Raw genomic sequence first — 23,345 nt, forward strand, 5'->3', positions numbered from 1 at the left:
AGCACAGAAAAAGTACTGTTTTCTGTAGTGTCTGCTTACCACCTGAATCAATAGGGCATCGTATTTTCAGTCATAGATTTCAGTTAATGCTCAACTTCCAAATTAATCTATTTATTGATATATTTTACTTTTTAATTATTTGAAGTAAGAAATAAACTTATTATCAGAGAACCATATTTTAGAATAAGGAGATGAGAATTATGGGACAAACAATAGTAGATGGGTTTCAATACATTCTTAGTTTCGGACCTGAAGTAATGCTGCCGATTATTATATTCATCATGGCTATTTGTTTTCGGGTCAGCTTCAGTAAAGCACTAAAATCTGCTTTAACAATTGGATTTGGTTTTGTAGGTATATTTTTAGTGCTCGATTTGCTGACGGGTAGTCTTGGTCCTGCCATAGAAGCAATGATAGATAACTCAGGAGTAGACCTCCCTGTCATGGATACAGGTTGGCCGCCACTTGCAGCTATTGCATTTGCGTCACCAATTGCTCCAATTGTCATTATATTAACAATTGTTATAAACGTAGTGATGATTTTATTTAAGTGGACAAAAACCGTTGATGTCGATTTGTGGAACTATTGGCATTTTGCATTTGCTGGTTCATTAGTGTATATCGCTACAGGAAATATCATTTTTGGGCTGCTTGGTGCGGCAGTTGCTACCATTATCACGTTTAAACTTGCAGATTGGTCCGCTCCATATATTCATAAAAGAATGGGGCTACCTGGAATTTCCCTGCCGACATTATCATCAGCTATCTACTTCCCTGTTGGAATATTAGGAGATAAAATCATTAATTTAATTCCTGGCCTTAACAAATTAAATGCTGATCCAGAATCGATAAAAAAACGTTTCGGCGTATTTGGAGAACCTATGATGATTGGCGTTATTTTAGGTATTCTTATCGGGATTATTGCCAGATTTGAAATTAGAGACATTATCGAATTGGGAATTTCTTTAGGAGCAGTTATGTTTATTATGCCTCGAATGGTTAAAATCCTTATGGAAGGATTGATTCCGTTATCAGACGCCATACGTAATTTTCTGCAGAAACGGTTCCCTGATCGTAAAGATTTGAATATCGGTCTAGATATAGCCGTTATTATTGGTAACCCTGCGGTTGTTTCTACAGCGTTATTACTGGTACCGATTACGATATTATTAGCTGTCATTCTTCCAGGCGTTATCATTATGCCATTAGGAGATTTACCATTCATTGTGGTGCCATTAGCAATGGTTCTGGTTGCTACCAACAAAAATATCATACGGTCGGCAATCATTGGTATACCCATGATTATCGTCTCTCTCTATTTTGCATCAAATTTAGCTCCACTTGTTACAAATGTAGCCGAAAGTATTCACTATGATTTTCCAGAGGGAGCTACCTCTATGATTAATAGCTTTTTAGATGGAGGTAATCCGGTCCGGTATTGGCTTGTTATGTTAGCTCAAGGAAGCTGGATTGCGATTGCAGCTATCCCAGTTGTTCTCCTAGCTGTTTGGTATATTTATAAACTTAGCAGAAGAGATTTCGATGAAAACGGTCAGTTAAAAGAGTAAGAATATTATGGAAATTATTGAACGAAAGTAATCGAAATGGGAAAGGAGATAGGAACAATGAAAGCATCTGTTTTTTATGGGAAAGATGATATTCGCTTTGAAGAAGTAGAGAAACCAGAAATAAGTGAAAATGAAATTTTGATACAAATGAAAGCATGCGGTTTATGCGGAACCGATATTCACAAAGTAACGGAAGAATTAGTTCCTTCAGGCTCTGTACTGGGTCATGAATATGCCGGAGAAGTCGTTGCGGTTGGAGATAAAGTTTCTGATTTTAGCCTGGGGGATCGTGTTACAGGCGGCATTCATGTTCCATGTTTCACATGTGAACAGTGTTCCAGAGGGCATTATACCTTATGTCCGGAATTCAAAAAGACGAATATCTATCCAGGCGGGTTTGCGGAATATGTAAAACTTCCGGAAGAACATGTGAAAGATTTACTTTATAAGATTCCGGATGGCATGAGCTACGCTGAAGCTTCACTCACAGAGCCAGTTGCATGTTGTATTCACGGACAGAAGGCAGTGGATATTCATGCAGGAGACCGCGTACTGGTGATGGGAGCAGGACCAATCGGTTTGATTCACTCACAGCTTCTAAAAAACAAATTAGTGAAAGAAGTAGTGTTAACCGACGTCTCTGATCATCGCCTGAATAATGCGTATGATTTCGGTGCCGACTTAACCATTAATACGGCAGAACATGATCTGGAAACGTATTTGCAGGAACAGAATCACCCGGGATTTAATATCGTTATTATTGCTGCAGGTGTTTCTGCGTTATTGCCTCAGGCAATGAACGTGTTAAAAAGAGGCGGAACAGTGGTTTGCTTCTCTCCATTTACAGTGAAACCAACGGTAGAAATTGATGCGGGCATGTTCTTCCATGATGAGAAATCGATTGTCGGCACCTATAGTGTTTCTCCATACGAGTTCGAGGAAGCTATCTTGGCAATACAAAACGGTGTCATCAATACAGAAGCATTAATCACACATGAAATGCCTTTATCTGACTTAGGTAAAGCAATTGAATTAACACAGCAAAAAACAGAAAACGTTCTAAAAATTGTATTAGAAAATAAATAGGAGGGGATTGGATATGGCTTATCAAGCAATGGATACATTTTTAAAAGCATTAGAGGAAGGGAACTACGTCGCTCCGGCAATGAATACAACGAATTTAGAGATGACCATCGCCATTGTGGAAGCAGCGGAAGAAACAGGCTGTCCCGTCATGGTTCAGATTGCACCAACGAATGTAAAGCTATCAGGTTATGACTATATTGCAGAAATTGTCAAAAAAGCTGCAGAGAATGTATCGGTTCCAGTCACACTGCATCTAGATCACGGTATGAGCTTTGAAGATGTTAAGCAGGCTGTAGACGCTGGATTTGCTTCTGTCATGATTGATGCTTCTACCTTAGACTATGAGGAAAATATCAATCTGACAAAAGAAGTGGTGGAATATTGTCATCAGCGTGGTGTTCTAGTAGAAGCTGAATTAGGAGAGCTGAGCGGGAAAGAAGACGACCATGTGGCAGAAGATGCCGCACAGACAGATGCTTCCTTATGTAAGGACTTTGTAGAGAGAACAGGGATTGATTTGCTGGCGGTTTCGATTGGAAACATACATGGCATTGATCAAGCTCCAGATTTGAATTTTGATTTGCTTCAAGAAATAAATGAAAAAGTAAATGTACCATTGGTAATCCATGGCGGATCCGGCATCCCGGCTGAAGCTTTGGCAAAATTGAAAGATTATGGCGTGAGAAAAGTCAATTTAGCAAGTGATCTGCGAAAAGCATTTATTACGGCTGTAGGGAAGCGTTATGAGAAAAATAACAATGAGTATAACTTGATCTCCGTTTTATTAGATGCTCAAAAAGCGGTTAAAGAAGCGGCGGTACCTAAATTTAAGGCTTTGAATGGGTAAAGAAATGTATATTGTTAGCATTGATGTTGGAACAACCAACACAAAAGTTTGTTTATATGAGCTTCCCGAGTTTCGTTTGCGAGAAATAGAGAAATTTGCGACGCCTCAGACGTTTGAAAACGGCCAAACAGATATAGATGCTGAACAAATTTGGAAAGAAGTGCTTCAAGCATTAAAGAATTTAAGCAATAAGGTGGAAAACCCTCAGCAAATTAAACAGATTACCGTTTCAAGCTTTGCCCAAACGATTGTACTGCAAGACAGTCAAGGGGAGGTCATTACGCCAACCATTGCCTGGTTTGATCCTAGAACCAAAAAGGAAGCGGAGGAAGTAAAGGCCGGCTTTGGTGAAGAAAAGCTGTACCATCTGACGGGAATCAATGCACATTCCAATCAAAGTCTCACCAAATTATTATGGCTGAGACGTCATAAGGAATCTGCTTTTCAAAGGATGCATAAATGGACCTGTATGTCAGGCTTTATTGCATCCCGATTAACAGGTATTTCTGCGACAGATTGGAGCTTAGCTTCCAGGACACTGCTTTTCGATATTAATAAGAAGCAGTGGGCAGCAGAGCTTATAGAAACATTTGAACTGGATAAAGAAACCTTTCCTGAACTGGTAGAATCAGGTGCTGCGATTGCTGCTGTAAAGGATTCTGTTTCACAAGAGACTGGGCTGCCAAATGATGTGACCATTTCCATCTCTGGTCATGATCATATGGCCGGCTCAATTAGTACAGGGCTGCAGAAGAAAACAGAGATATTGAATTCAACTGGCACAACCGAGGGGTTACTGTTGCTGGGAGGGAAGCCTCATTTATCTGATGCGTTTCGGGAAGTTGCCATTTCAAATGGATGTTACGTGTTAGATTCGGAATATACGCTTTATGGGTCAATGCCGACTGCTGGCCAAAGCTTTCATTGGATAGCGAATGCATTGAATCGGAGCATGAAAGATATTTCTCATATGTGTCATTATATGCATGAGGAATATCTAAATGATTTTACTTCCATCAAGGATAGAATGCAGGTTTTCATTCCGCATCTAAGAGGGAGCGGTCCGCCAACCCGAAACAGTGCTTCTAAAGTCATGATATACGGAGCTACGGATCAGACAACAGACCATGATATTCTTTTTTCCATGATAGCAGGGCTCTGCTTTGAATTAAAGCAATTAAAAAATGTATATGAAACGTATGTAGAATCCAACGTTCATCGTGTAAAGGTGATTGGCCCTGCGGTGAAAAACCCGCTTTGGCTGCAGCTGAAGGCAGATATCCTCCAAGCGAATATCCTTGCGTATGAAATTGAGGAAGCAGTTGCCAAAGGAGGAGCTATGCTGAGTGCATCAAAGCAGGAGTTGGTCGACACATTGCTAAAGCAGGAAATAAAAACATATACACCGGATAAGAACAGAGCAGAGGCGCTTGAAGCCTTTTACAAACAATTTTATTTACCACTCTATCACTTGAAAAATCAATTTGAGGGTAAGGGATGATTAAATGGAAGCTTTAACCTTTTACGGTATGGGAGACCTTCGTTACGAGCATAAAGATAAACCAGAGATACAAGCAGCAGATGAAGTGATTATAGAAGTGAAGTATACGGGAATTTGCGGTTCCGATTTATCTCGATATAAAAAGATCGGCCCGCTGACTCCAGGAAATATTTTTGGGCATGAATGTTCCGGTGTTGTTAGGGAAACAGGAAGCAAGGTAACGAATGTACAAGCAGGAGATCGCGTTGCGGTATGTCCTCAAGTACCATGCGGGGAATGTGAAGCATGCAAGTCAGGATATTTTGCAGCATGTCCCGATTTACTCGTAATAGGAGCGAAACAGCCCGGCTGTTTCGCTTCCTATACAAAAGTGCCTGCAGAGAATGTATTAAAATTACCGGATAATGTTTCTTTTGAGGAAGCGGCTTTGATAGAACCCTCCTCCGTTGTACTGCACGGGCTTTTCCAAACCCGGCTGCAGCCTGGAAAAACAGTGGCTGTGTTTGGCTGCGGCACCATTGGTTTACTTGCCTGTCAGTGGGCTAAATTATTCGGTGCAGATAAAGTGGTAGCCATTGATATTGATTCAGATAAACTCGCATTAGCAAAAGAGCTGGGAGCGGATGAGGTTATCCAGCCTGAGAAAAGTGCTTCCACTTATGAAAAATTAATGCAATTGATGGATGACACTGGTGTCGACTTAGCTATTGAAGCTGCCGGCTCCGTTCAGACTTCCGAAGAGGTATTGGCAGCTCCCAAAAAAGGTGGAGAGGTTTTATACCTTGGCATTCCGTACAGTGATATTGCGTTGAAAAGATTTTATTTTGAGCGGATTGTCAGACAGGAATTAACAGTACGGGGATCATGGAATGCGGTATCTGCACCATTTCCAGGCAGAGAATTTACAACCACCCTTCAATTTCTTAGAGAAGGAAAGCTGCGTACAAAGCCGATGATTTCTCATTACCTGCCTTTACAAGAAGGACCGGATATTTTTCAAAAAATAACTAGCGGTAAAGAGAAGGCGATGAAGGTTTTGTTTGAATTAGGGAAGTAAGTGGATAGATGATATGAGAGAAAAGTAGTGAAGTAGAAAATTGATTTTTATTTCACTGCTTTTTTTATTTATGGTGAGTATGCCTATTTCCCGTGAGCACTACACTATGTAAAGCATCATCAAGGAATTAACAAAATACAGTTTCTTTAAAATGAAAATATTCTTTAAAGAGGATATTCAAAAGGAAAGGTGATTTAATGTTTGAAAGAATCCATGAAGTTGTCATAGAAGCTGGGAAAACCCTAGTGAATAAAATGAATTCAAATTTCACCGTCGAAACAAAAGCAAACGATATTGATTTAGTTACAGAAATGGATAAGAAAACAGAAAAATATATTACAGAGGAAATAAAAAAGAACTTTCCTGATCATGCTGTTTTCGGAGAGGAAACGGTAGATGAAATCGGACATGATAACATGCTTGAAATGCTTGCATCACATCCGAATCTATGGGTAATAGATCCAATTGATGGCACAACTAATTATGTCCATGGGCTGCCGGGATATACGATTTCCGTAGCCTTGTATTGTAAAGGAGAAGCAGCTTATGGCATTATTTATGACCCTGTTGCAAAAGAATTCTTTGTCGCTGAACGTGGAAAAGGTGCGACATTGAACGGAGAAGCAATGTGTGTCAGCGAGCATCGTTATCTATCTGAGAGCCTTGTCTCCACAGGTCTTCCAGCTAATAATAATAGTGCTCGTTATCATGGCTTGGAGGACTATGTAAAAATAACTCCGGTTACTCGGGACATCCGTATTTTGGGTTCAGCAGCCTTACAGTGTGCTTATGTTGCTGCTGGACGTTTGGATGCGGTTTGGATATGGGGAGTAAATATTTGGGATATTGCTGCCGGCCGATTGATTGTTGAAGAAGCAGGGGGAAGCGTTTATCAATTGGATGGAAGTGAGGTTCGGTTTGAGTTCCCGCATTTCACCTGTACGAATGGAAAGATTGATAAGGAATGGAAGGAAATCTTTGCTTCTATACATGGTTTTTAATAGAAGAAGTCTTTATCCTGTGAAAGAAGAATCTGTGTTGGAGCAGATTCTTCTTTCATTTTAATATACTTAAGCAGTTAAAGTAAACTCGAAGATTCTTGCTAATCAAATATAAAGAATAAGTGTATATGTCTAATTTGGGACATGAAATATACAGCTATTAGTCAGGTTAAATATATTTGAGGAATCAAAGGTATACAAAAACAAAGGATGAAAAAACGAATCTATTAATGACGATACAAAATAATTATTGGAACTTTTCGATACAAGAACAAAAAATTGCAGATTATATACTACGTTACAGTTATGAATTGAAAAAATATATATCCATCCGACTTTTCCCAAAAAACAAATATTTTAAATGCTATTTCTAGCACCTTTTCTTTAATTATAGGAATTCATACTATAATAACCTTGATGACCTATCTTTTAGATATTGTACTATTTTACTTGGGGCAACGATTGACACACATATCCTTCCTTGAAAAAGAAGACGAAAATACCTAATGAAAGATTAGATTTATCTGTCTTAATCACAGTTTTTTTGATGGGAGTTCAAAAAAGTTGGGATGAAAGCGCATTCTTAGATGGGTTGGTTCGTGATACGATATAAATATAGAAAGGAGGTAATGAACATATGCACCTAGACGATCGCAGTAAGGCGTTAATTCAAGAAATATTTGTGAACTCCGGCCTTAAAGTAAAGGATCTATCTAGGAAATATGGGTTAAGCAGGGGGCAAATTGACTACAGTTTAAAAAAAATAAATGACTGGCTCGAAGATAATGAATTCCCGCTGATAAAAAAAGACTCAAGAGGTTTTTTTGTAAGTGATCCTAAACACCAGATGTTGCTCTTGAAAGAAGGAAAAGAGTTAACTCCAGACTATATTTTCTCTTCTGAAGAACGGGCGCTTCTTATTTGTTTTATATTATTGACTAAAACGGGGGATATTTCACTTCTCCATTTAACATCTGAGCTTGAGATGAGTAAGAATACAATATTAGCTGATTTAAAGAAAGCGCAGGAGATAGTTAGTTTTTATAATTTGCAAATCCATTATTCCAGAGTTGAAGGATATGATATTAAAGGTGATGAATGGAATATACGTCGCCTTTTGCTGGAAGTGATTGACCGAATACAAAAAATATCTAATGGATCACTATGGATAGAAATATATGGACATCTAGCAAAAGAAGAAATAAATAGAATGCAAGGAATTGTTGAGCATTGTGAAAGTAAAATGCATATCCGTTTTACAGATGAAAAGCATAACTTGCTTCCCTATGTATTTGTTTGCATAATCAGAAGGATTCGACGAGGAAATATGCTTAATAATGATGAAATTGATTTTTCTCAAGAAAATGTTTATAACATTATTCTGGATTTATTAGAAATGGAAGAGCTTATCTCAAATGAAGATTTATCATTTTTGACACTTCAACTCCTTACGGCAAATCTGACTTTTTCTACAGAACCTGATTGGTCAACAGATACTGTGATGATGAAAGGGTTACGTCAAATGATTCGGAATTTTGAATATATTTCCTGTACTGTTTTTCTGGATAGAGAAGAACTCTTGAAGAAATTATGGCTTCATTTGAAGCCAGCGTACTATAGAATCAAATTTGGCCTGACTCAAAATCATAAAGTAGATGAAAAATACTTTGGTGAAGTATTTCAAGATGAATATAAGGAACTGCACCATTTGGTAAAGAAATCAATCCCTTCTTTAGAAAAAGTAATTGGCTGTTCCATTCCGGAATCGGAGAGCATTTACTTTACCATTTTGATTGGAGGCTGGATGGAAAGACAAGGAGATTCGCTTCGTCATCGCATAAAAGCAATCGTAGTTTGTACTAATGGCGTATCTGTTTCCAAGTTGATGAAAAGTACATTAAATCAGTTATTTCCAGAGTTCGTATTTTTAGAGGCGTTATCAATAAGAGAGTTCCGTAAATTTGATATAGAGTATGATATTGTATTTTCTCCTGTTTATCTAGATACAGATAAAAAACTGTTTATTGTTGAGCCTTTTATATCAAATGAAGTGAAAAAACAATTACGCAGTCAGGTAATGCAAACAGTCTATGGGTTCACCCCTCAGTCCATAGATATAGAAGAATTAATAAAGATTGTAGGGAACAATACTGATATTCAAAACGAATCAAAATTAAAACGGGAATTAAGTGTGTATTTACGGCGTGAACAATTGCATGAGACAGCTATATATGAGGAGGAACAGCCTAGGCTGGTTGAATTGCTGCAACCGGATCATATCATAATCAGGTCAGAAGTAGGTTCTTGGAGAGAAGCGATAGAAATTGCTGCACAACCTCTTTTGAAGAAAGGAATTATTACACCACAGTATATTAAGAAGATGATTGAACTGCATGATATTAATCGACCCTATATTGTTTATGGAACAGATATTGCAATACCTCATGCTACACCAGAGGATGGGGTTAACGATTTGGGGATGAGTATGCTGAAGCTTCAGCAGGGAGTAAACATATCATCTAATCAATCAATAAGACTCATTGTTGTTATTGCGCCAATAGATAAGAAAAAACATTTACGTGCCCTTTTGGAAATATCCAAGCTTTCAGAGTTAAAGCCGGAAATAGAAGAAATAATTAAAGCTGTACGTGTAGAAGATATTTATCATTGTTTAGAAGATTATTCCAATCAAGAAAAGCTTCAGCTATAAGAATGGTATTTAAATTAAAAGGAGGACTAAAAAATGAAACGAATTGTTTATCATGGTATTCAAGATTTAAGGTTAGAAGAAACAGAAATTCCTGTACCAAAATATGGAGAAGTAGTTATCAAAAACTTGGTTACATTAACTTGCGGAACGGATGCAAAGATGTATATGAGAGGGTATCGATACGATCCTCCACATCTTATTGGCCATGAAGCAGCAGGAGTAGTACATGCAATTGGTGAAGGTGTTACAAAATTTAAAATAGGTGACCGGGTAGTTGCTCATAATACAGCTCCATGCCATAAATGTTACTACTGCAAGAAAGGACAGCATTCTATGTGTGAAGATTTGCCTTCTAACTTAGGGAGCTATGCAGAGTATCAACTTATTCCCGAGAATATTGTTGAAGAAAATATGTTTCAGCTTCCAGATGATATGGAATATAAACAAGCTGCATTAATGGAACCGCTTGCTTGCGCTGTTTATGGCACCTCACAAGTTCCAATTGAATTAGGTGACACAGTAGTTGTTAATGGTTGTGGACCAATAGGACTCATGTTTATTCGTTTATGCTACTTGCGCGGAGCACATGTAATTGCATGTGATATGAAGGACAATCGTCTGGAAAAAGCGAGGAAACTTGGAGCGTTGGAAACAGTTAAAGTAAGTGAAGATATTAATCAAGTGGAAGAAGTCCGTAAATTAACCGAGGATGACCGAGGTGTAGATATAGCTATTGAAGCAGCCGGTGTGCCTGCTGTATGGAATATGGCTTTTGACATGGTACGTCCCGGCGGAACGGTTCTGTGCTTTGGCGGCACAAAAAAGGATACAACAGTAACCTTCGATTGTACAAGGCTTCATTATGAACAGATTACTGTAAAAGGAGTTTTTCATACGACACCTATTCATGTTAAGGCAGCTTTTCAACTATTAAAAATGGGAGCTATTGAAGCGAGCGATTTTGTGGAGAATGAATATCCAATTGAACAGACGGAACAAGCAATTCTTGAACATGCCAGAGGCGAAGTTATTAAGAATTGTGTTGTTTATTAGGAAAAGTTAAGAGATAAGAATGGGAGATGGTGAAGTGTGAACTTATTAGAGTTATTTGATGAACAGTTAGTGCATTTTGATTTTGAAGCGGAATCAAGTGATGAATTGCTGGAAAAAATGGTAGATCATCTGGAAAAAAGAAATTTAGTAAAAGACACCTATAGACAAGCTGTTATCGAACGTGAACATAAATTTCCGACAGGACTGCCTACGAAAGTGATGTCAATAGCAATTCCTCACACAGATGTAGTGCATGTTAATCAATCATGTATTAGTATCACCAGATTAAAGAAAGCTGTACCATTTCGCGAAATGGGTAATGCAAATAATGAAGTGGAAGTTAACTTGGTCTTCATGCTTGCGCTTAATGGAAGCCAAGATCATTTAAAGGTTATTCAAAAGTTAATCAGCTTATTTTCACTGGAAGATGTAATGAAGGATTTACAAAAAGCAAGTAGTAAAAAGGAATTGTTAGATACTGTTTTTCAAGCAATTTATGAGATGGAAATAATATAATAACGAAAAATACGAGGAGGAAGAAAAATGAAAAAAATTATTGTAGCTTGCGGCGGAGGAATCGCTACTTCACAAACGGTTGCGGTCAAGTTGGAAAATCTATTAAAAGAGAGAGGATTAGGTAATAAAGCGAGTATCGAAGCAATTAATATTAATTCGATTCCAACTTATATTAAAAGTTCAGATATTTATGTTTCAATTACGCAAGAACCGGAAGGGAAATATGAGATTCCAGTATTCAGTGGTATCCCATTTTTAACGGGGATAGGTGCAGAAGAAGAATTAGAAAAAATAATTAAAGTGATAAATTCATAACCTGCCTTATGGGATATTTCATAATGACTTTAATTATATAGAAGGAGGATAAGTATGGGGTATATTGAAGTTTTTTTTCAAGGTTTAATTGATATGGGAGCGCCTGTATTTTTGACTATTATTTTGACCGTTCTCGGTCTTATCTTTCGAATGAAATTCAGCCGGGCCTTTTCAGCCGGTTTGACATTGGGAGTAGCTCTGGTAGGAATTAATATCGTAGTAGACTTTATGATTGCAAATGTTGGAGAAGCTTCTCGATCATTTGTTGAATTGACCGGTATACAGCTGGATGCGCTTGATATGGGGTGGCCGCCAGCTTTGGGTCTTGCTTGGACATGGGAATTTGCATTTTTGATGTTTCCAATTCAAATTCTGGTAAATATCTTAATGTTATCTTTTCGCTGGACATCTTGCGTAAACGTGGATATGTGGAATGTAGGAAATAAAGTGTGTACTGCTTTTTTAGTTGCATATGTATCAGGGTATGCTTGGCTAGGGTTATTATTTGCAACACTTCAATCTATACTTGAATTAAAAAATGCAGACTATACGAGATATCGTTTGCAGAAGCTTACTGGAATTCCAGGAGTATCTATGCCTCACCCAATGTTCCTGTCTGGGATTTGGCTTTATCCATTTGTAAAGGTTATGGATAAAGTATTTCCAAGTACATTCAACTTTGATGCACAAAAGCTGCGTGATAAGATAGGGATTTTTGGAGAGACGCATGTAATGGGCTTTCTAATTGGATGTTTAATTGGCGCTTTTGGAGGTTATGATATCAGGTCGATTCTTACGCTTGGAGTACAAGCTGGAGCAGCTTTGATGTTATTTCCATTAGTTGCAAAACTCTTTACAACAGCACTGACTCCTGTTAGTGAATCAGCAACTGCTTTCATGAAAAAACGATTCAGCAATCGTGCTTTTACAATTGGTCTGGACTGGCCTATTATGGCGGGACGTTCTGAACATTGGTTGATTATGATTCTGACTATACCGATTATTTTAGTTTACTCTTTAATACTACCTGGCAATCTTGTACTTCCTTTTGGAGGGCTGATGAACATATGTATGGTTGTTCCACTTTTTTATCTTACAATGGGGAACCTTCCTAAAATGGCAATTGGGACAATTATAGGTATTCCAATGCAGTTGTATGTAGCTTCTTATTTTGCTCCACATTTCACTGCACTTGCCAATGCTACTGGAGGAGTGGAAGTGCCTCATGGGCAAATGCTTGCTTGGTTTGGAATGGATATATCTGAATTGAGATATATTATTGCAGAATTTTCGTTATTTACACCGGTTGGGATTGTTTTATTTATCATAACAGTAGGTTTTGCGATTTATTATTTCAAAGGAATAAGGAAAGAAGATTTGGAAATAAAGAAAGAATTAGGTGTTGAAGATTAATCAATCTATCGGTAAAGGAGAATTATTATGTGGATAAAAAAAGCGGTTTTTTTCTTCTTTTTAGGTTTAAGTATCATTTTTTTAATCGTCAGTATTCTAAGCTGGAATATGTTATTGGGGGCTTGTTCTTTCGTCATTGCACTAGGACTGACAAGATACTTGGATGATGTAGGTTTGCCTTCCAGGTATAGCGCAAAGGAAGTAAGAAAAGAACTTAAAGAAATGGCTTAACCAAAAAAGAGAGGAATACACCAGATGGAAAATACCTAATCCATACCACACCAAGAAGAATGAACGAGATTTAACATAACCATCTTCATTTAAATTTATAGTGGATAGAGTAGACATTGATCGCTTATCTCCTAATAAATAGGGACTGTTAATGCGAGGATTAGTTTTCGGGTTCGGGCACACATATTTGTACTTTAAAAATGTAAACGACACATTTTAAAATGCGGGCAGTTTTCATTTAATAACTGCACACCTCATCTCCACGTGCTCTTTAATATGCCTGCTCGATTATAGGATAACAGTTTTAGGGGAGAGAGAATTACTTTCAGTTAATTTTGTGTCTTGTACACAGCGAAAGGAATGATACTAAAAATGAAAAAATTAATTAATGAAGTTGATGATGTCGTTTTGGAAAGTTTGGAAGGTTTTGTAACTGCGAATCATCGTACTCATCAAAAAGTAAACGGTGTTAATGGAGTTATTCGTAAGGTTAAAAATAATAAAAAAGTCAGTATTGTTTTAGGTGGTGGAAGTGGTCATGAACCTGTTTTTCTTGGTTTAGTTGGAGAAGGTATGGCAGATGGAGCAGCTTTAGGCAGTGTGTTTGCTTCCCCAGATCCCCAAACAATCTTAGAAGTGATTAAGTCTTCATATACGGATGAAGGTACACTTTGTCTTGTTATTAATTACGCGGGAGATACGATGAATTTTGGAATGGCTTCTGAATTGTCCGGTTATGAAGATTTAAAAGTAGAAACTGCATTAGTAACCGATGATGTAGCTTCAGCACCAAAAGGGCAAGAGGAAGAACGTCGAGGAGTCGCCGGTCTCTTGTTAATTACCAAAGTCACTGGCGCTGCTGCTGAAAAGGGATGTTCACTCGCTGAATTAAAGAATTTAGCTGAAAAAGCAAATCGTCTTACTCGTACAATGGGCATTGCCTTAACACCTTGTTCCCTTCCAGGAAGTAAACCTAATTTTACTATTGGAGAAGACGAGTATGAATTTGGTATGGGTATCCATGGTGAACCAGGGATTAAGACAAAAAAACTTAAAACAGCGAACGAAATTGTTGCTGAAATAGTAGAAGGACTTGTTAATGACTTAAATCTGCAGAGTGGCGATGAAGTTGTAGTTCTGGTGAATGGAACAGGAGCGACAACAATATTAGAATTAAATATTGTTTATCGACAGGTCGCTAAACTGTTGAAAAAACAAGATATTCATATATATGATACAAATATTGGTTCTTACTGTACTTCTTTGGAAATGGCAGGAGTATCTATATCTGTAATGAAGTTAGATAACGAGTTGAAGAGCCTATATAATGAACCTGCTTATACTCCTTATTTCTATAGAAGAGGTGCTGAATGATGGAACAATTAACTGTACAAGAAACGCGGGATATGTTGATTTTTGTTGCAGATAATTTGATTGAGTCGAAGGAAATGCTATGTGAAATTGATGGAAAAATTGGTGATGGGGATCATGGATTTGGTATTGCAAGAGGTTTTACTGCCGTCAAGGAAACGCTTAATGATAATACGTACTCTACAGTGAATAATGTGTTTAAAGATACTGGAATGTCCATGCTTCATTCTATGGGTGGAGCATCAGGTATCATATTCTCGTCAATGTTCCTTGGAGGAAGTGCTCTAACGGACTTAGAAACCCTTAATATAGGATCGCTAACATCTATTATGCGTGGAGGGCTTGAAAAAGTGAAGGTTCAGGGGAAAGCAAAATTGGGAGATAAAACAATGGTTGATGCTTATGAACCTGCAGTGATCGCATTAGAAAAAAATCAAGATAGTAGCTTAAAAATTGCGCTTAAATCAGCATTTTTAGCAGCAGAAGATGGCGTTAGAAAAACAAAAGAATATCCAGCAAAGCACGGCCGGTCAAAATTTCTTTATGACCGTTCTATTGGTATAGAAGATGCTGGTGCTACAACTGTGTCATTAATTTTTAAAGCAATGTACAACTATCTTTCTAAATAAAGGTTAAGTATGTAGAAGTAGTTATTAAGAATACTAAATTTTCTTGTAGGAGGTAGCGTGTTGAAAAAACAAATTTTAAAAACGCCGTTTATGGAAGAAATTATCAATGTTTGCAGTGCCGTTTATAAACTAGGTTGGGGAGAGAATCATGCTGGTAATTTAAGCTACAGAATGACCGCTCAAGAAGTAGAAGCATATATAGGAAAAGAATGGGGAGTAACTAGGAAGTATAAACTTGAAAAGCCCTGTCCCGAACTTGGGAATCAATTTTTCCTGGTTACTGCTTCGGGGAGTCCTTTCAGAAATATAAAGCATGATCCAGAGGTGCATTTGGGAATTATTCATCTTAATGAAGAAGGAAGTACCTATGAGATTATTTGGGGATTTCGAGAAGAAAGACAGCCAACGAGCGAACTTCCGACACATCTTCTCTGCCATAATGAAAGACTACAAGTTGACCCAGATAACAGAATTGTCCTTCACTGTCATCCAACATATACTATTGCGATGACATTTATACACGAATTAGAACAGGATGCCTTTATTAAAACGATGTGGTCACTAAATTCTGAGTGTGTTCTTGTCTTTCCAGAAGGAATTGGTTTACTCCCATGGATGGTATGTGGGAATGGGGAAATCGGCTGGCAATCAGCAATGAAGATGAAAGAGTTTCGTATTGTTCTTTGGCCGCATCATGGTATCCTTGCATGTGGACAATCTATTGACCAAGCATTAGGGTTAATTGAAACTGTTGAAAAAGCTGCACAAGTATACATTCTAACAGAGGGAAAAACGAAACAATGTATGACAGAGGAGCAAATTGTGGAATTAGCTTATGCATTCAACTTAAAGCCGAGAGAAGGAATTATTAAGGAGAACGTATAATGATCTTTGATAAGGTGTTAGTTGTCAAAGAGATTTAAATATAAAATTGGTTTATGAGATGTTGAAATAGTACTTGAATAAAACGATAAAAAGCCTTGAATAAGGAAATTTTTAACAGATATTGCTTGGAAGGGCTTTTGTATTATTATATTAAAATATCTTGATAATAAATAATCGTTTGTCTGATGTACTAAGAATACTGATTAAGATGAAAATTCTTTATTCTAAGAAGTGTAGAAATTTATGTTAGTATAACCTAAATTGTTCACAGAAAAAACCATAACAACTACTTATCTGGAAAGTGATGGAGGAGGATAAATATCGTTACTCGTAATCATTGGAAAGATATTAATGATAAAAATATTAGGCTATATTTTTTATGAGGTAGAAGGTGAAAAGTTAGGAGACTTTGAATGTAATGACATTTAAGGTCTCTTTTCAAATCTCGTAGATAATAAGGAAATAAAAATACAAAATATCAACTGTCAACTCAATTTGGTTACACATTACAATGAACAATAGAAGAAAGGTAAAGAAAATAGTCCCCTATCTATAATATAAAGGAGAGCGGCTGGATTTATCTGTATTTTTTGTTCGTTTCATTTAGTTATACAATAGATTCATCAATACTGAAAAATTTAATTAAAGGTTAAAAAGAACTTAAGTCTACTATTGGTTAAGAAAACAAGAAAGTATATAACGGAAAGCCAAACTAGACACCCCACTCCCCAAACATTAAGATAAAGTATATAACCACTTCTCCACCAACTCTTTAACTCCAGGAAGGATGAACCACAGTGAAACAAATCATAGAAAACGATTGGCTAAAAGTTGAAATAGAAAGTAATGGTGCTGAAATACGGGCTGTCGAGCATAAAAAGAATAACTTAAGCTATATGTGGACGGGAGACAGTGCCTATTGGGGACGTGTTTCACCGGTGTTGTTCCCGATTGTTGGGCGTTTAAAAGGAGACCAATATCAATTAGACGGAAAAACATATGACATGTCTCAGCATGGATTTTTAAGAGATGTTGAATTTAAACTAAGCTCACATTCGGCAGAGCAAGTTGCATTTGAAGTAGCCTCCGATGGACGTTTTAAGGATATGTATCCATATGAATTTAAAGCAACGATTACCTATTCTCTTAATCAGGATTCACTTTCTGTTGATTGGAAAATAGAAAACAATAACAGCGGGGAAATGTATTTTTCAATTGGTGCACATCCCGCTTTTCGAATCCCGCTTTTGGAAGATGAAGGATTAGATGATTACCAATTGAAATTTACCCCTGCTCCCAATGAAGAGGTAATGGAATATGGCTTGGAAAATGCGTTGGTTCATGAGAAGGGAGTCCGTAATCAGCTTCCTGACATAACTATGCAGCCAGAGCTATTTGCAAAGGATGCTATGATATACAATCATATCGATCGTATTGAGCTTGTCTCAGCAAAATCTGACCGTGGCGTAGAGGTTACATTTACGGACTTTCCGTTTGTAGGAATCTGGTCTAAATATAATGAAGATAATAATAGTATTGCGCCCTTTGTTTGTATCGAGCCTTGGTGTGGTATTGCGGATATGCATGATACGACGGGAGACTTTAAAGAGAAGTTTGGAGTCAATCGGTTAGAAGCTGGTGAGGTATTTAAGAAGGCGTATATGATGAAATTTAAATAATTGTTTGGTTAGGTTATCAATTCTGTATATTTACAAATTTTGAATGAAGAATTTATTATATAGAAATTTACATTATCAAAAGCATAGCATATGAACTATTATAATGTATAAGTTCATATGCTTTTTTGATTTCAAGCATTTTATAATTCAAAGAAGTATGGTTGTTAGTAGAATCAAGCCATCATCAATATAAAATTATAAATTGAAAATAAAAGAATTTTTTACTAAACTGCGCTCAAATTATAAAAATATATGTGTCGAATACAGTATGAAAACGGTACAAATAGATTTATTTTCTAAAAAGTCTTCTTTAGAAGGCTCATTTTTTATGTGCTTTTTAGATTAGAAATAATAAAATAGGAAGAGCTATTTTTGCGTGCCGAGGTGTAAGACACTTCATTTTTGTTAGTTGAGAAATCTTTACATAGTTATCTTTTGACGGTGATTCTACGACAAAAAGTGTTATAACCTTTATTGAAAGCGTTTTTTTAAATTATTATACTTGGAAAGAGATAAGAAAGAGGAGGTGAATACAGATGAAATTGGATCAGCGATGTATAGAGATTATTGATATTTTGCTTATGCAAGATGGTTACATGAATATAGCAAAGATTGCCGAACAAGTAGAAACTAATGAGAGAAACGTACGTTATAGTTTGAGCAAAATTGATAGATTCATGGAAGAAAATGAGCTTGAACCTTTGACTAGGCATCCACGTAAAGGAGTATTTTTAGTTGAAAAGAAAAGTATTCGTCCAATATTGTCTATATTTAAACAGCGTATGACGCCAGAAAAATATCAGTATTCACAAGAAGAAATCCAGAATTTTTTGAAGCTGAAAATGTTAATTTCAGAAGAGGTCATTCCAACCGCTTATTTTGAAGAAGTCCTTTTTCTTTCTCGAACAACAATCTTAAATCATATAAGAGCTATTGAAGGGGAGGTTTTTCTAGAGGATTTAAACTTAGAGCATAAAAAAAGAAAAGGTCACTATATCACTGGTGATACATTATTGAAGTGCATTACTTTTGCTAAGATACTGATTCGCAGCATTAATATTAGAGAATTTTATAATTTTATTAATGATGACAGGATTGTTTCGAAACATGGTGAATTGTTTTTTTATAATTTATTTGAATATGAGTATTTACAGAGAGCAGTTGAAATCAGTCATCGGCTGGAGACTAATTTAAATAGAGGCATGGATGACCAAACATATATCACACTTTTAGCTTTGTTATTTAAAATTGTTACTAAAGTACAAGGAGACTTTGAAAATATATCAAATGCATTATCTAAAATAGAGCCAGAATACAAAAACAGCTTAAAAATCCTACTTAATAGTGTCATGCAATTAGACAGTAAGAATCAGGAAGAGGAAATTGAATTATTTACAAGAGAACTCTGCAAAAAAGTAGGTGAGATATATAAAGTAGATTTATTTAAGGGAAATAGTAAGTTTTTAGAGCAAATTAAGAATCATGTCATATTCATGGTAAAAAGATTACGAGAAAATATAACAATTGAAAATCCCATATTTGAACAATTTATGAAAACTAATCATGAAATATTTCTTGTGACGTCCCAAATTTGCAAAGAATTAGAGCCGCTCATTAAAGTAACTGTGAGCAATCAGGAAATTTCCTTTCTTGCCATCTATTTTGTTTCTGAAATGGAGAAGTTCAAAACAAATCAAAAGACAAAACCGGCTATTCTTATTGTGTGTGTAGAAGGAACAGCCGTGGCAAGTATGATAGGAGCGCAAATAAAGAAAATGTTCGAATTCGAACGAATTGATACGATGCCACTTAGATTACTTGATAAGGAAACGATAGAAAAATATGATTATGTGCTGAGTACGGTAAATATTCCAGATATTCGTTCCGAAAAAATTCTACGTATTAATAGTTACCTTTATTTGGATGATATCAAATTACTTCAAAAGCATTTACAGCTGAAAATGAAGGTTCAATCCATTCAACCGTTAAATAAATTTAGCAAAATCATACAGCTTATGATGGATAATGGCCATATTACTAATCTAAGCAAACTGGAATCGGATTTACTAGAGGTACTCACTAATGATGAATACGAAGCCAATAGAGAAGTTGTTCCCGATTTTATTTTTTCACCAGAAACAGTTGTTTATGGTGAAAAGGCAAATACATGGCGCCAAGCAATTGCACTTGGTACTGACAATTTAATAGCAATGGATTGTATTGAACCGAGATATTATGAAAATATTATGAAAAGCATTAGAAAATATGGTTCTTATATGACGGTCGCACCTGGTGTAGTTTTAGCACATGCAGGGCCGGAAGATGGTGTATTACAGGATAGTTTAGGCGTAACTGTTTTAAATAAAGGTGTTTCTTTCTATGACCGATATAATGTCCCCGTACAAGTTATCTTTACCATGGCTTTCCAATCAAAAGAGGCATATCTGTTAGTAGAGAGACTTGCGCAACTAGCACTGAATTCAGAAAAAATTCGCTTGCTTACAGAAGCAAGGTCCAAACAGGAAATCTATCAGCTTGTAAAAGCAACAATTGTATAAAAAAGGTGGGGTTTAATGAATACTGAACAAGTTTCTTTCAAAATTATTTCATTAGCAGGAGATGCATTTTCAACGTTGATTGAAGCCTTACAGATGGCGAAAAAAGGTAACTTTCAACAAGTAGAAGTATTAATTAATACAGCAAAAAAACAAGTAAATGAGGCTCATGATGTACAAACTAACTTAATTGTTAAAGAGGCACAAGGAGAGACTGCTGATTTTTCGGTTTTACTCATTCATGCTCAAGATACATTAATGAATACCATTTTAATGATGACACTGGTGGAAGAAATGATATCTATGTATGTAGATTTAAAAAAACAAATTGAAAATAAAGGGGGAGCAGAATATGAATATTGATAGATTGTATATTTTATTGGTTTGTAATCTAGGTGCTTCAACAGGGGTAATGGTAACTAAAATGAAAGAAATTGCAGTGAAAAGTGAAAAATTAAAAAACGTTGATATTCGGATTGAGGCGCATCCAGCTGGAGAGATACAGGAATATATAGAGGATTTCGATGTAATTATGGTAGGTCCACAAATTAAGCATAAATTTGCTGAACTTAAAAAGCTAGCTGATGAAGTGGCGAAACCTATTCAAGTTATTGATACTCAAGATTACGGAACTGTTAATGGCGGAAATATTTTGAAAGATGCTATTATCATGAAATTAGAGTCTGCTGAAAAATAGGGGGATATCTATATGTCGAGAAGTGGAAAAAATCGAAAAATGGATGGCTTTATATCCGTTATGGAGAAGCATTTTGAGCCAATTGCAGCAAGAATAGAAAAACAACGCCATGTAGCATCAATTAAGAATGGGATGATTGCGCTTATCTCAGTACTGATTATCGGTTCTTTTTCCTTAATAATCTCATCAATTGGAAATATGTTCCCTGAAGGAACAGCAATAAAGAACTTTTTTGTAGATTACAATGATATGCTGCAATTGCCATTCCAGTTTACATTTGGATTATTATCAATATACTGTGCCGTCACAATTTCATATAATCATGCAAAACAGATGAAAGTTCCAGTTTTGCACGGTGTAATAGCTGGGGTATTGGTGACATTAATTTTAAATACGAAAATAATTGATGGAAGTTTAGATACACAGTTTCTGGATTCAAGAGGTTTGTTTATCGCAATTTTTGCCTCATTAGTTACGGTTGAAGTGTTAAATGTATTTATGAAAAATAATATTACGATTCGATTAAAAGGATTGCCTGAAGGGATTTCCGCAACATTTGAATCGATTATTCCTATGGTAGTTGTTTTATTTGTTGCAGTATTTCTAAGTGCAGGTGTACAAAGTGTGACCAATGGGCAAATCATTCCTGAAGCATTTACAACCATGCTGGCGCCCGCAATTAATAGTATTGATACACCTTATGCAGTTTTCCTGATTTGTTTTTTAGAAATGCTATTCTGGTTTATTGGATTGAATGGTTATGCAATTTTGATTGGTTTTGTATTGCCGTTTATGACTCAATACCTTGGACGAAATGCCGCTGCTTTTGCAGCTGGAGAACCGATTCCACATGTGTTTGCACCAAACTTTTGGGATTATTTCATGGGTTTTTCCGGATCAGGGATTACTGGAGCTTTAGTAATCCTAGCATTATTTAGTAAATCTCAAAAAATTAAAGCGGTAGGAAAAGCTTCGGCTGTTCCAGCTGTTTTTACCATATCAGAGCCGGTCGTTTTTGGTTTGCCAATATGTTTTAATCCGTATTTGTTTATCCCATTTGTCATGGGGACTCCTATTCTAGCAGTTTGTCAATGGTTCATATTTCATTGGGGGATAGTTCGGCCGCCAGTGGTCAATGTAGGCGGAACACCAATTCCATTTGCTCAATATTTAGCAACGATGGACTGGAAAGCTGTTATTCTTAGTTTTGTCGTGTTAGCGGCAGCTGTTTGTATGTATTATCCGTTTTTCAAAATGTATGAACGCAGTGCAATGAAAGAGGAAAGGATTCTAAACGAAAGAGAAAAAGCACATCAAGAGCTTGATTTGGATTTTTAAAACTAGCTACTTAAATTTTATTGATAACATTACCTTATTTAATTTAGAAAATACCTTAAAGTTTATGAAAACTGTAATTTCTAGTGTTTCTAAAATTGAAAGAATCAAATTATTATTTCATAAGGCAGTATAAGTAAAAAAGGGGATTACTAATATGAATATTAAGAAGTTTCTTACAACTAAATTGATGGCGGAAGCAGCAGGGAAAAATATTATTGAAATAGTAAAAAAGAAACCTGATAGTTTACTATGCTTTGCTGGAGGAGATACTCCGCTTATGACTTTAAACTATTTAGTAGAAGCAGCAAATCAGGGGAAAGTTGACTTTGGAACATGCTCGTTTGTCAGTCTTGATGAATGGGTTGGTCTTGATAAAGAAACGAATGGAAGTTGTAAGCAAACACTATTTGATCATTTTTTTGATCGTATCCCAAATATAGATGATTCACAAATTTGTTTTTTTGATGGTTTGGCTATAGACATGGACGCAGAATGTAAAAGAGTAGACCACTTTGTTGCGAAGCATGAAGGGATTGATTTTATGCTGTTAGGAATTGGGATGAACGGGCATGTTGGTTTCAACGAACCCGGCGTAAGAATGGATACGTATTGTCATGTCATCGATCTTGATCCAGTAACTAAAAAGGTTTCAGTAAAATATTTTGATGAAGAAGTGAATGTAACACGAGGGATTTCACTTGGTATTCAACATATTACGGAAGCTGCTGAAGTAATGTTAATGGCAAATGGTGAAAAGAAAGCAGACATAGTGGAGCTGACAATCAATACAGAACCAACTGCAGATATCCCGTCTACTCTTGTTAAGAATTCAAAAAATGCTGTACTGTACATCGATGATGCAGCTGCCAGCAAACTATAATGAAAGAAGAAGG

Annotated in this window: 21 protein-coding genes; all 21 read left to right on the forward strand. The window is 36.3% G+C overall.

The annotated features are described in order from the left end of the window. The first annotated feature begins 200 nt into the window (after positions 1-200). The 21 genes from MKY65_RS03535 (at position 201) to MKY65_RS03635 (ending at position 23,332) form a co-directional block, all read left to right on the forward strand. A complete protein-coding gene (locus tag MKY65_RS03535; RefSeq protein ID WP_339182442.1) occupies positions 201-1,568 on the forward strand; it encodes a PTS transporter subunit IIC in 1,368 nt (455 codons plus the stop codon). 57 nt (positions 1,569-1,625) lie between these two features. After that, a complete protein-coding gene (locus MKY65_RS03540) occupies positions 1,626-2,654 on the forward strand; it encodes an alcohol dehydrogenase catalytic domain-containing protein (protein WP_339182444.1) in 1,029 nt (342 codons plus the stop codon). A 13-nt stretch (positions 2,655-2,667) separates the two neighbouring features. Further along, the gene (locus tag MKY65_RS03545) at positions 2,668-3,501 is read left to right on the forward strand and encodes a class II aldolase (RefSeq protein WP_339182446.1); all 834 of its coding nucleotides are present in this window, start codon (positions 2,668-2,670) and stop codon (positions 3,499-3,501) included. 4 nt (positions 3,502-3,505) lie between these two features. Beyond that, the gene (locus tag MKY65_RS03550) at positions 3,506-5,002 is read left to right on the forward strand and encodes an FGGY family carbohydrate kinase (RefSeq protein WP_339182448.1); all 1,497 of its coding nucleotides are present in this window, start codon (positions 3,506-3,508) and stop codon (positions 5,000-5,002) included. A gap of 4 nt (positions 5,003-5,006) precedes the next feature. Next, on the forward strand, positions 5,007-6,059 hold the full coding sequence (locus tag MKY65_RS03555; protein ID WP_339182450.1) for a galactitol-1-phosphate 5-dehydrogenase: 1,053 nt from the start codon (positions 5,007-5,009) through the stop codon (positions 6,057-6,059). 197 nt (positions 6,060-6,256) lie between these two features. Continuing rightward, positions 6,257-7,060, forward strand: a complete 804-nt coding sequence (locus MKY65_RS03560) for an inositol monophosphatase family protein (RefSeq protein ID WP_339182452.1) — start codon at positions 6,257-6,259, stop codon at positions 7,058-7,060. A 637-nt stretch (positions 7,061-7,697) separates the two neighbouring features. Further along, complete coding sequence (locus MKY65_RS03565) at positions 7,698-9,770, forward strand: BglG family transcription antiterminator (protein ID WP_339182454.1); 2,073 nt, start codon at positions 7,698-7,700, stop codon at positions 9,768-9,770. Positions 9,771-9,803: 33 nt separating this feature from the next. Then, entirely contained in the window at positions 9,804-10,823 is a 1,020-nt protein-coding gene (locus MKY65_RS03570) for a zinc-binding dehydrogenase (protein WP_339182456.1), read from the forward strand. Between the two features lie 36 nt (positions 10,824-10,859). Next, positions 10,860-11,339: a PTS sugar transporter subunit IIA gene (locus MKY65_RS03575; RefSeq protein WP_339182458.1), complete on the forward strand. Its 480-nt coding sequence runs from the start codon at positions 10,860-10,862 to the stop codon at positions 11,337-11,339. Between the two features lie 27 nt (positions 11,340-11,366). Further along, a complete protein-coding gene (locus MKY65_RS03580; protein WP_147209312.1) occupies positions 11,367-11,654 on the forward strand; it encodes a PTS sugar transporter subunit IIB in 288 nt (95 codons plus the stop codon). A gap of 54 nt (positions 11,655-11,708) precedes the next feature. After that, the gene (locus tag MKY65_RS03585) at positions 11,709-13,067 is read left to right on the forward strand and encodes a PTS transporter subunit IIC (RefSeq protein ID WP_339182462.1); all 1,359 of its coding nucleotides are present in this window, start codon (positions 11,709-11,711) and stop codon (positions 13,065-13,067) included. Positions 13,068-13,094: 27 nt separating this feature from the next. Next, positions 13,095-13,298, forward strand: coding sequence for a hypothetical protein (locus tag MKY65_RS03590; protein ID WP_256705649.1), 204 nt, complete (start codon positions 13,095-13,097; stop codon positions 13,296-13,298). 372 nt (positions 13,299-13,670) lie between these two features. After that, entirely contained in the window at positions 13,671-14,672 is a 1,002-nt protein-coding gene (locus MKY65_RS03595) for a dihydroxyacetone kinase subunit DhaK (RefSeq protein ID WP_256705650.1), read from the forward strand. Further along, on the forward strand, positions 14,669-15,298 hold the full coding sequence (dhaL, locus tag MKY65_RS03600) for a dihydroxyacetone kinase subunit DhaL (RefSeq protein ID WP_339182465.1): 630 nt from the start codon (positions 14,669-14,671) through the stop codon (positions 15,296-15,298). The genes MKY65_RS03595 and dhaL overlap by 4 nt, the downstream gene beginning before the upstream one ends. A 60-nt stretch (positions 15,299-15,358) precedes the next feature. Next, complete coding sequence (rhaD, locus tag MKY65_RS03605) at positions 15,359-16,183, forward strand: rhamnulose-1-phosphate aldolase (protein ID WP_339182467.1); 825 nt, start codon at positions 15,359-15,361, stop codon at positions 16,181-16,183. Positions 16,184-16,980: 797 nt separating this feature from the next. After that, positions 16,981-17,862 (forward strand): aldose 1-epimerase family protein, encoded by an 882-nt coding sequence (locus MKY65_RS03610; RefSeq protein WP_339182469.1) that lies wholly within the window; start codon positions 16,981-16,983, stop codon positions 17,860-17,862. Between the two features lie 536 nt (positions 17,863-18,398). Then, the gene (locus MKY65_RS03615) at positions 18,399-20,420 is read left to right on the forward strand and encodes a BglG family transcription antiterminator (protein WP_339182471.1); all 2,022 of its coding nucleotides are present in this window, start codon (positions 18,399-18,401) and stop codon (positions 20,418-20,420) included. A 15-nt stretch (positions 20,421-20,435) separates the two neighbouring features. After that, the gene (locus tag MKY65_RS03620) at positions 20,436-20,780 is read left to right on the forward strand and encodes a PTS lactose/cellobiose transporter subunit IIA (RefSeq protein ID WP_212928695.1); all 345 of its coding nucleotides are present in this window, start codon (positions 20,436-20,438) and stop codon (positions 20,778-20,780) included. Continuing rightward, positions 20,770-21,114 carry a PTS sugar transporter subunit IIB gene (locus MKY65_RS03625; RefSeq protein ID WP_339182474.1) on the forward strand — a complete coding sequence of 115 codons (345 nt, stop codon included), beginning with the start codon at positions 20,770-20,772 and terminating at the stop codon, positions 21,112-21,114. Before MKY65_RS03620 ends, MKY65_RS03625 begins: the two co-directional genes overlap by 11 nt. A 12-nt stretch (positions 21,115-21,126) precedes the next feature. Next, entirely contained in the window at positions 21,127-22,452 is a 1,326-nt protein-coding gene (locus MKY65_RS03630; protein WP_339182476.1) for a PTS sugar transporter subunit IIC, read from the forward strand. A gap of 154 nt (positions 22,453-22,606) precedes the next feature. After that, positions 22,607-23,332, forward strand: coding sequence for a glucosamine-6-phosphate deaminase (locus MKY65_RS03635; protein ID WP_339182478.1), 726 nt, complete (start codon positions 22,607-22,609; stop codon positions 23,330-23,332). Positions 23,333-23,345 lie beyond the last annotated feature (13 nt).

The organism is Oceanobacillus sp. FSL W7-1293 (assembly GCF_037969815.1).
Taxonomy (GTDB): Bacteria; Bacillota; Bacilli; order Bacillales; family Amphibacillaceae; genus Oceanobacillus; species Oceanobacillus oncorhynchi.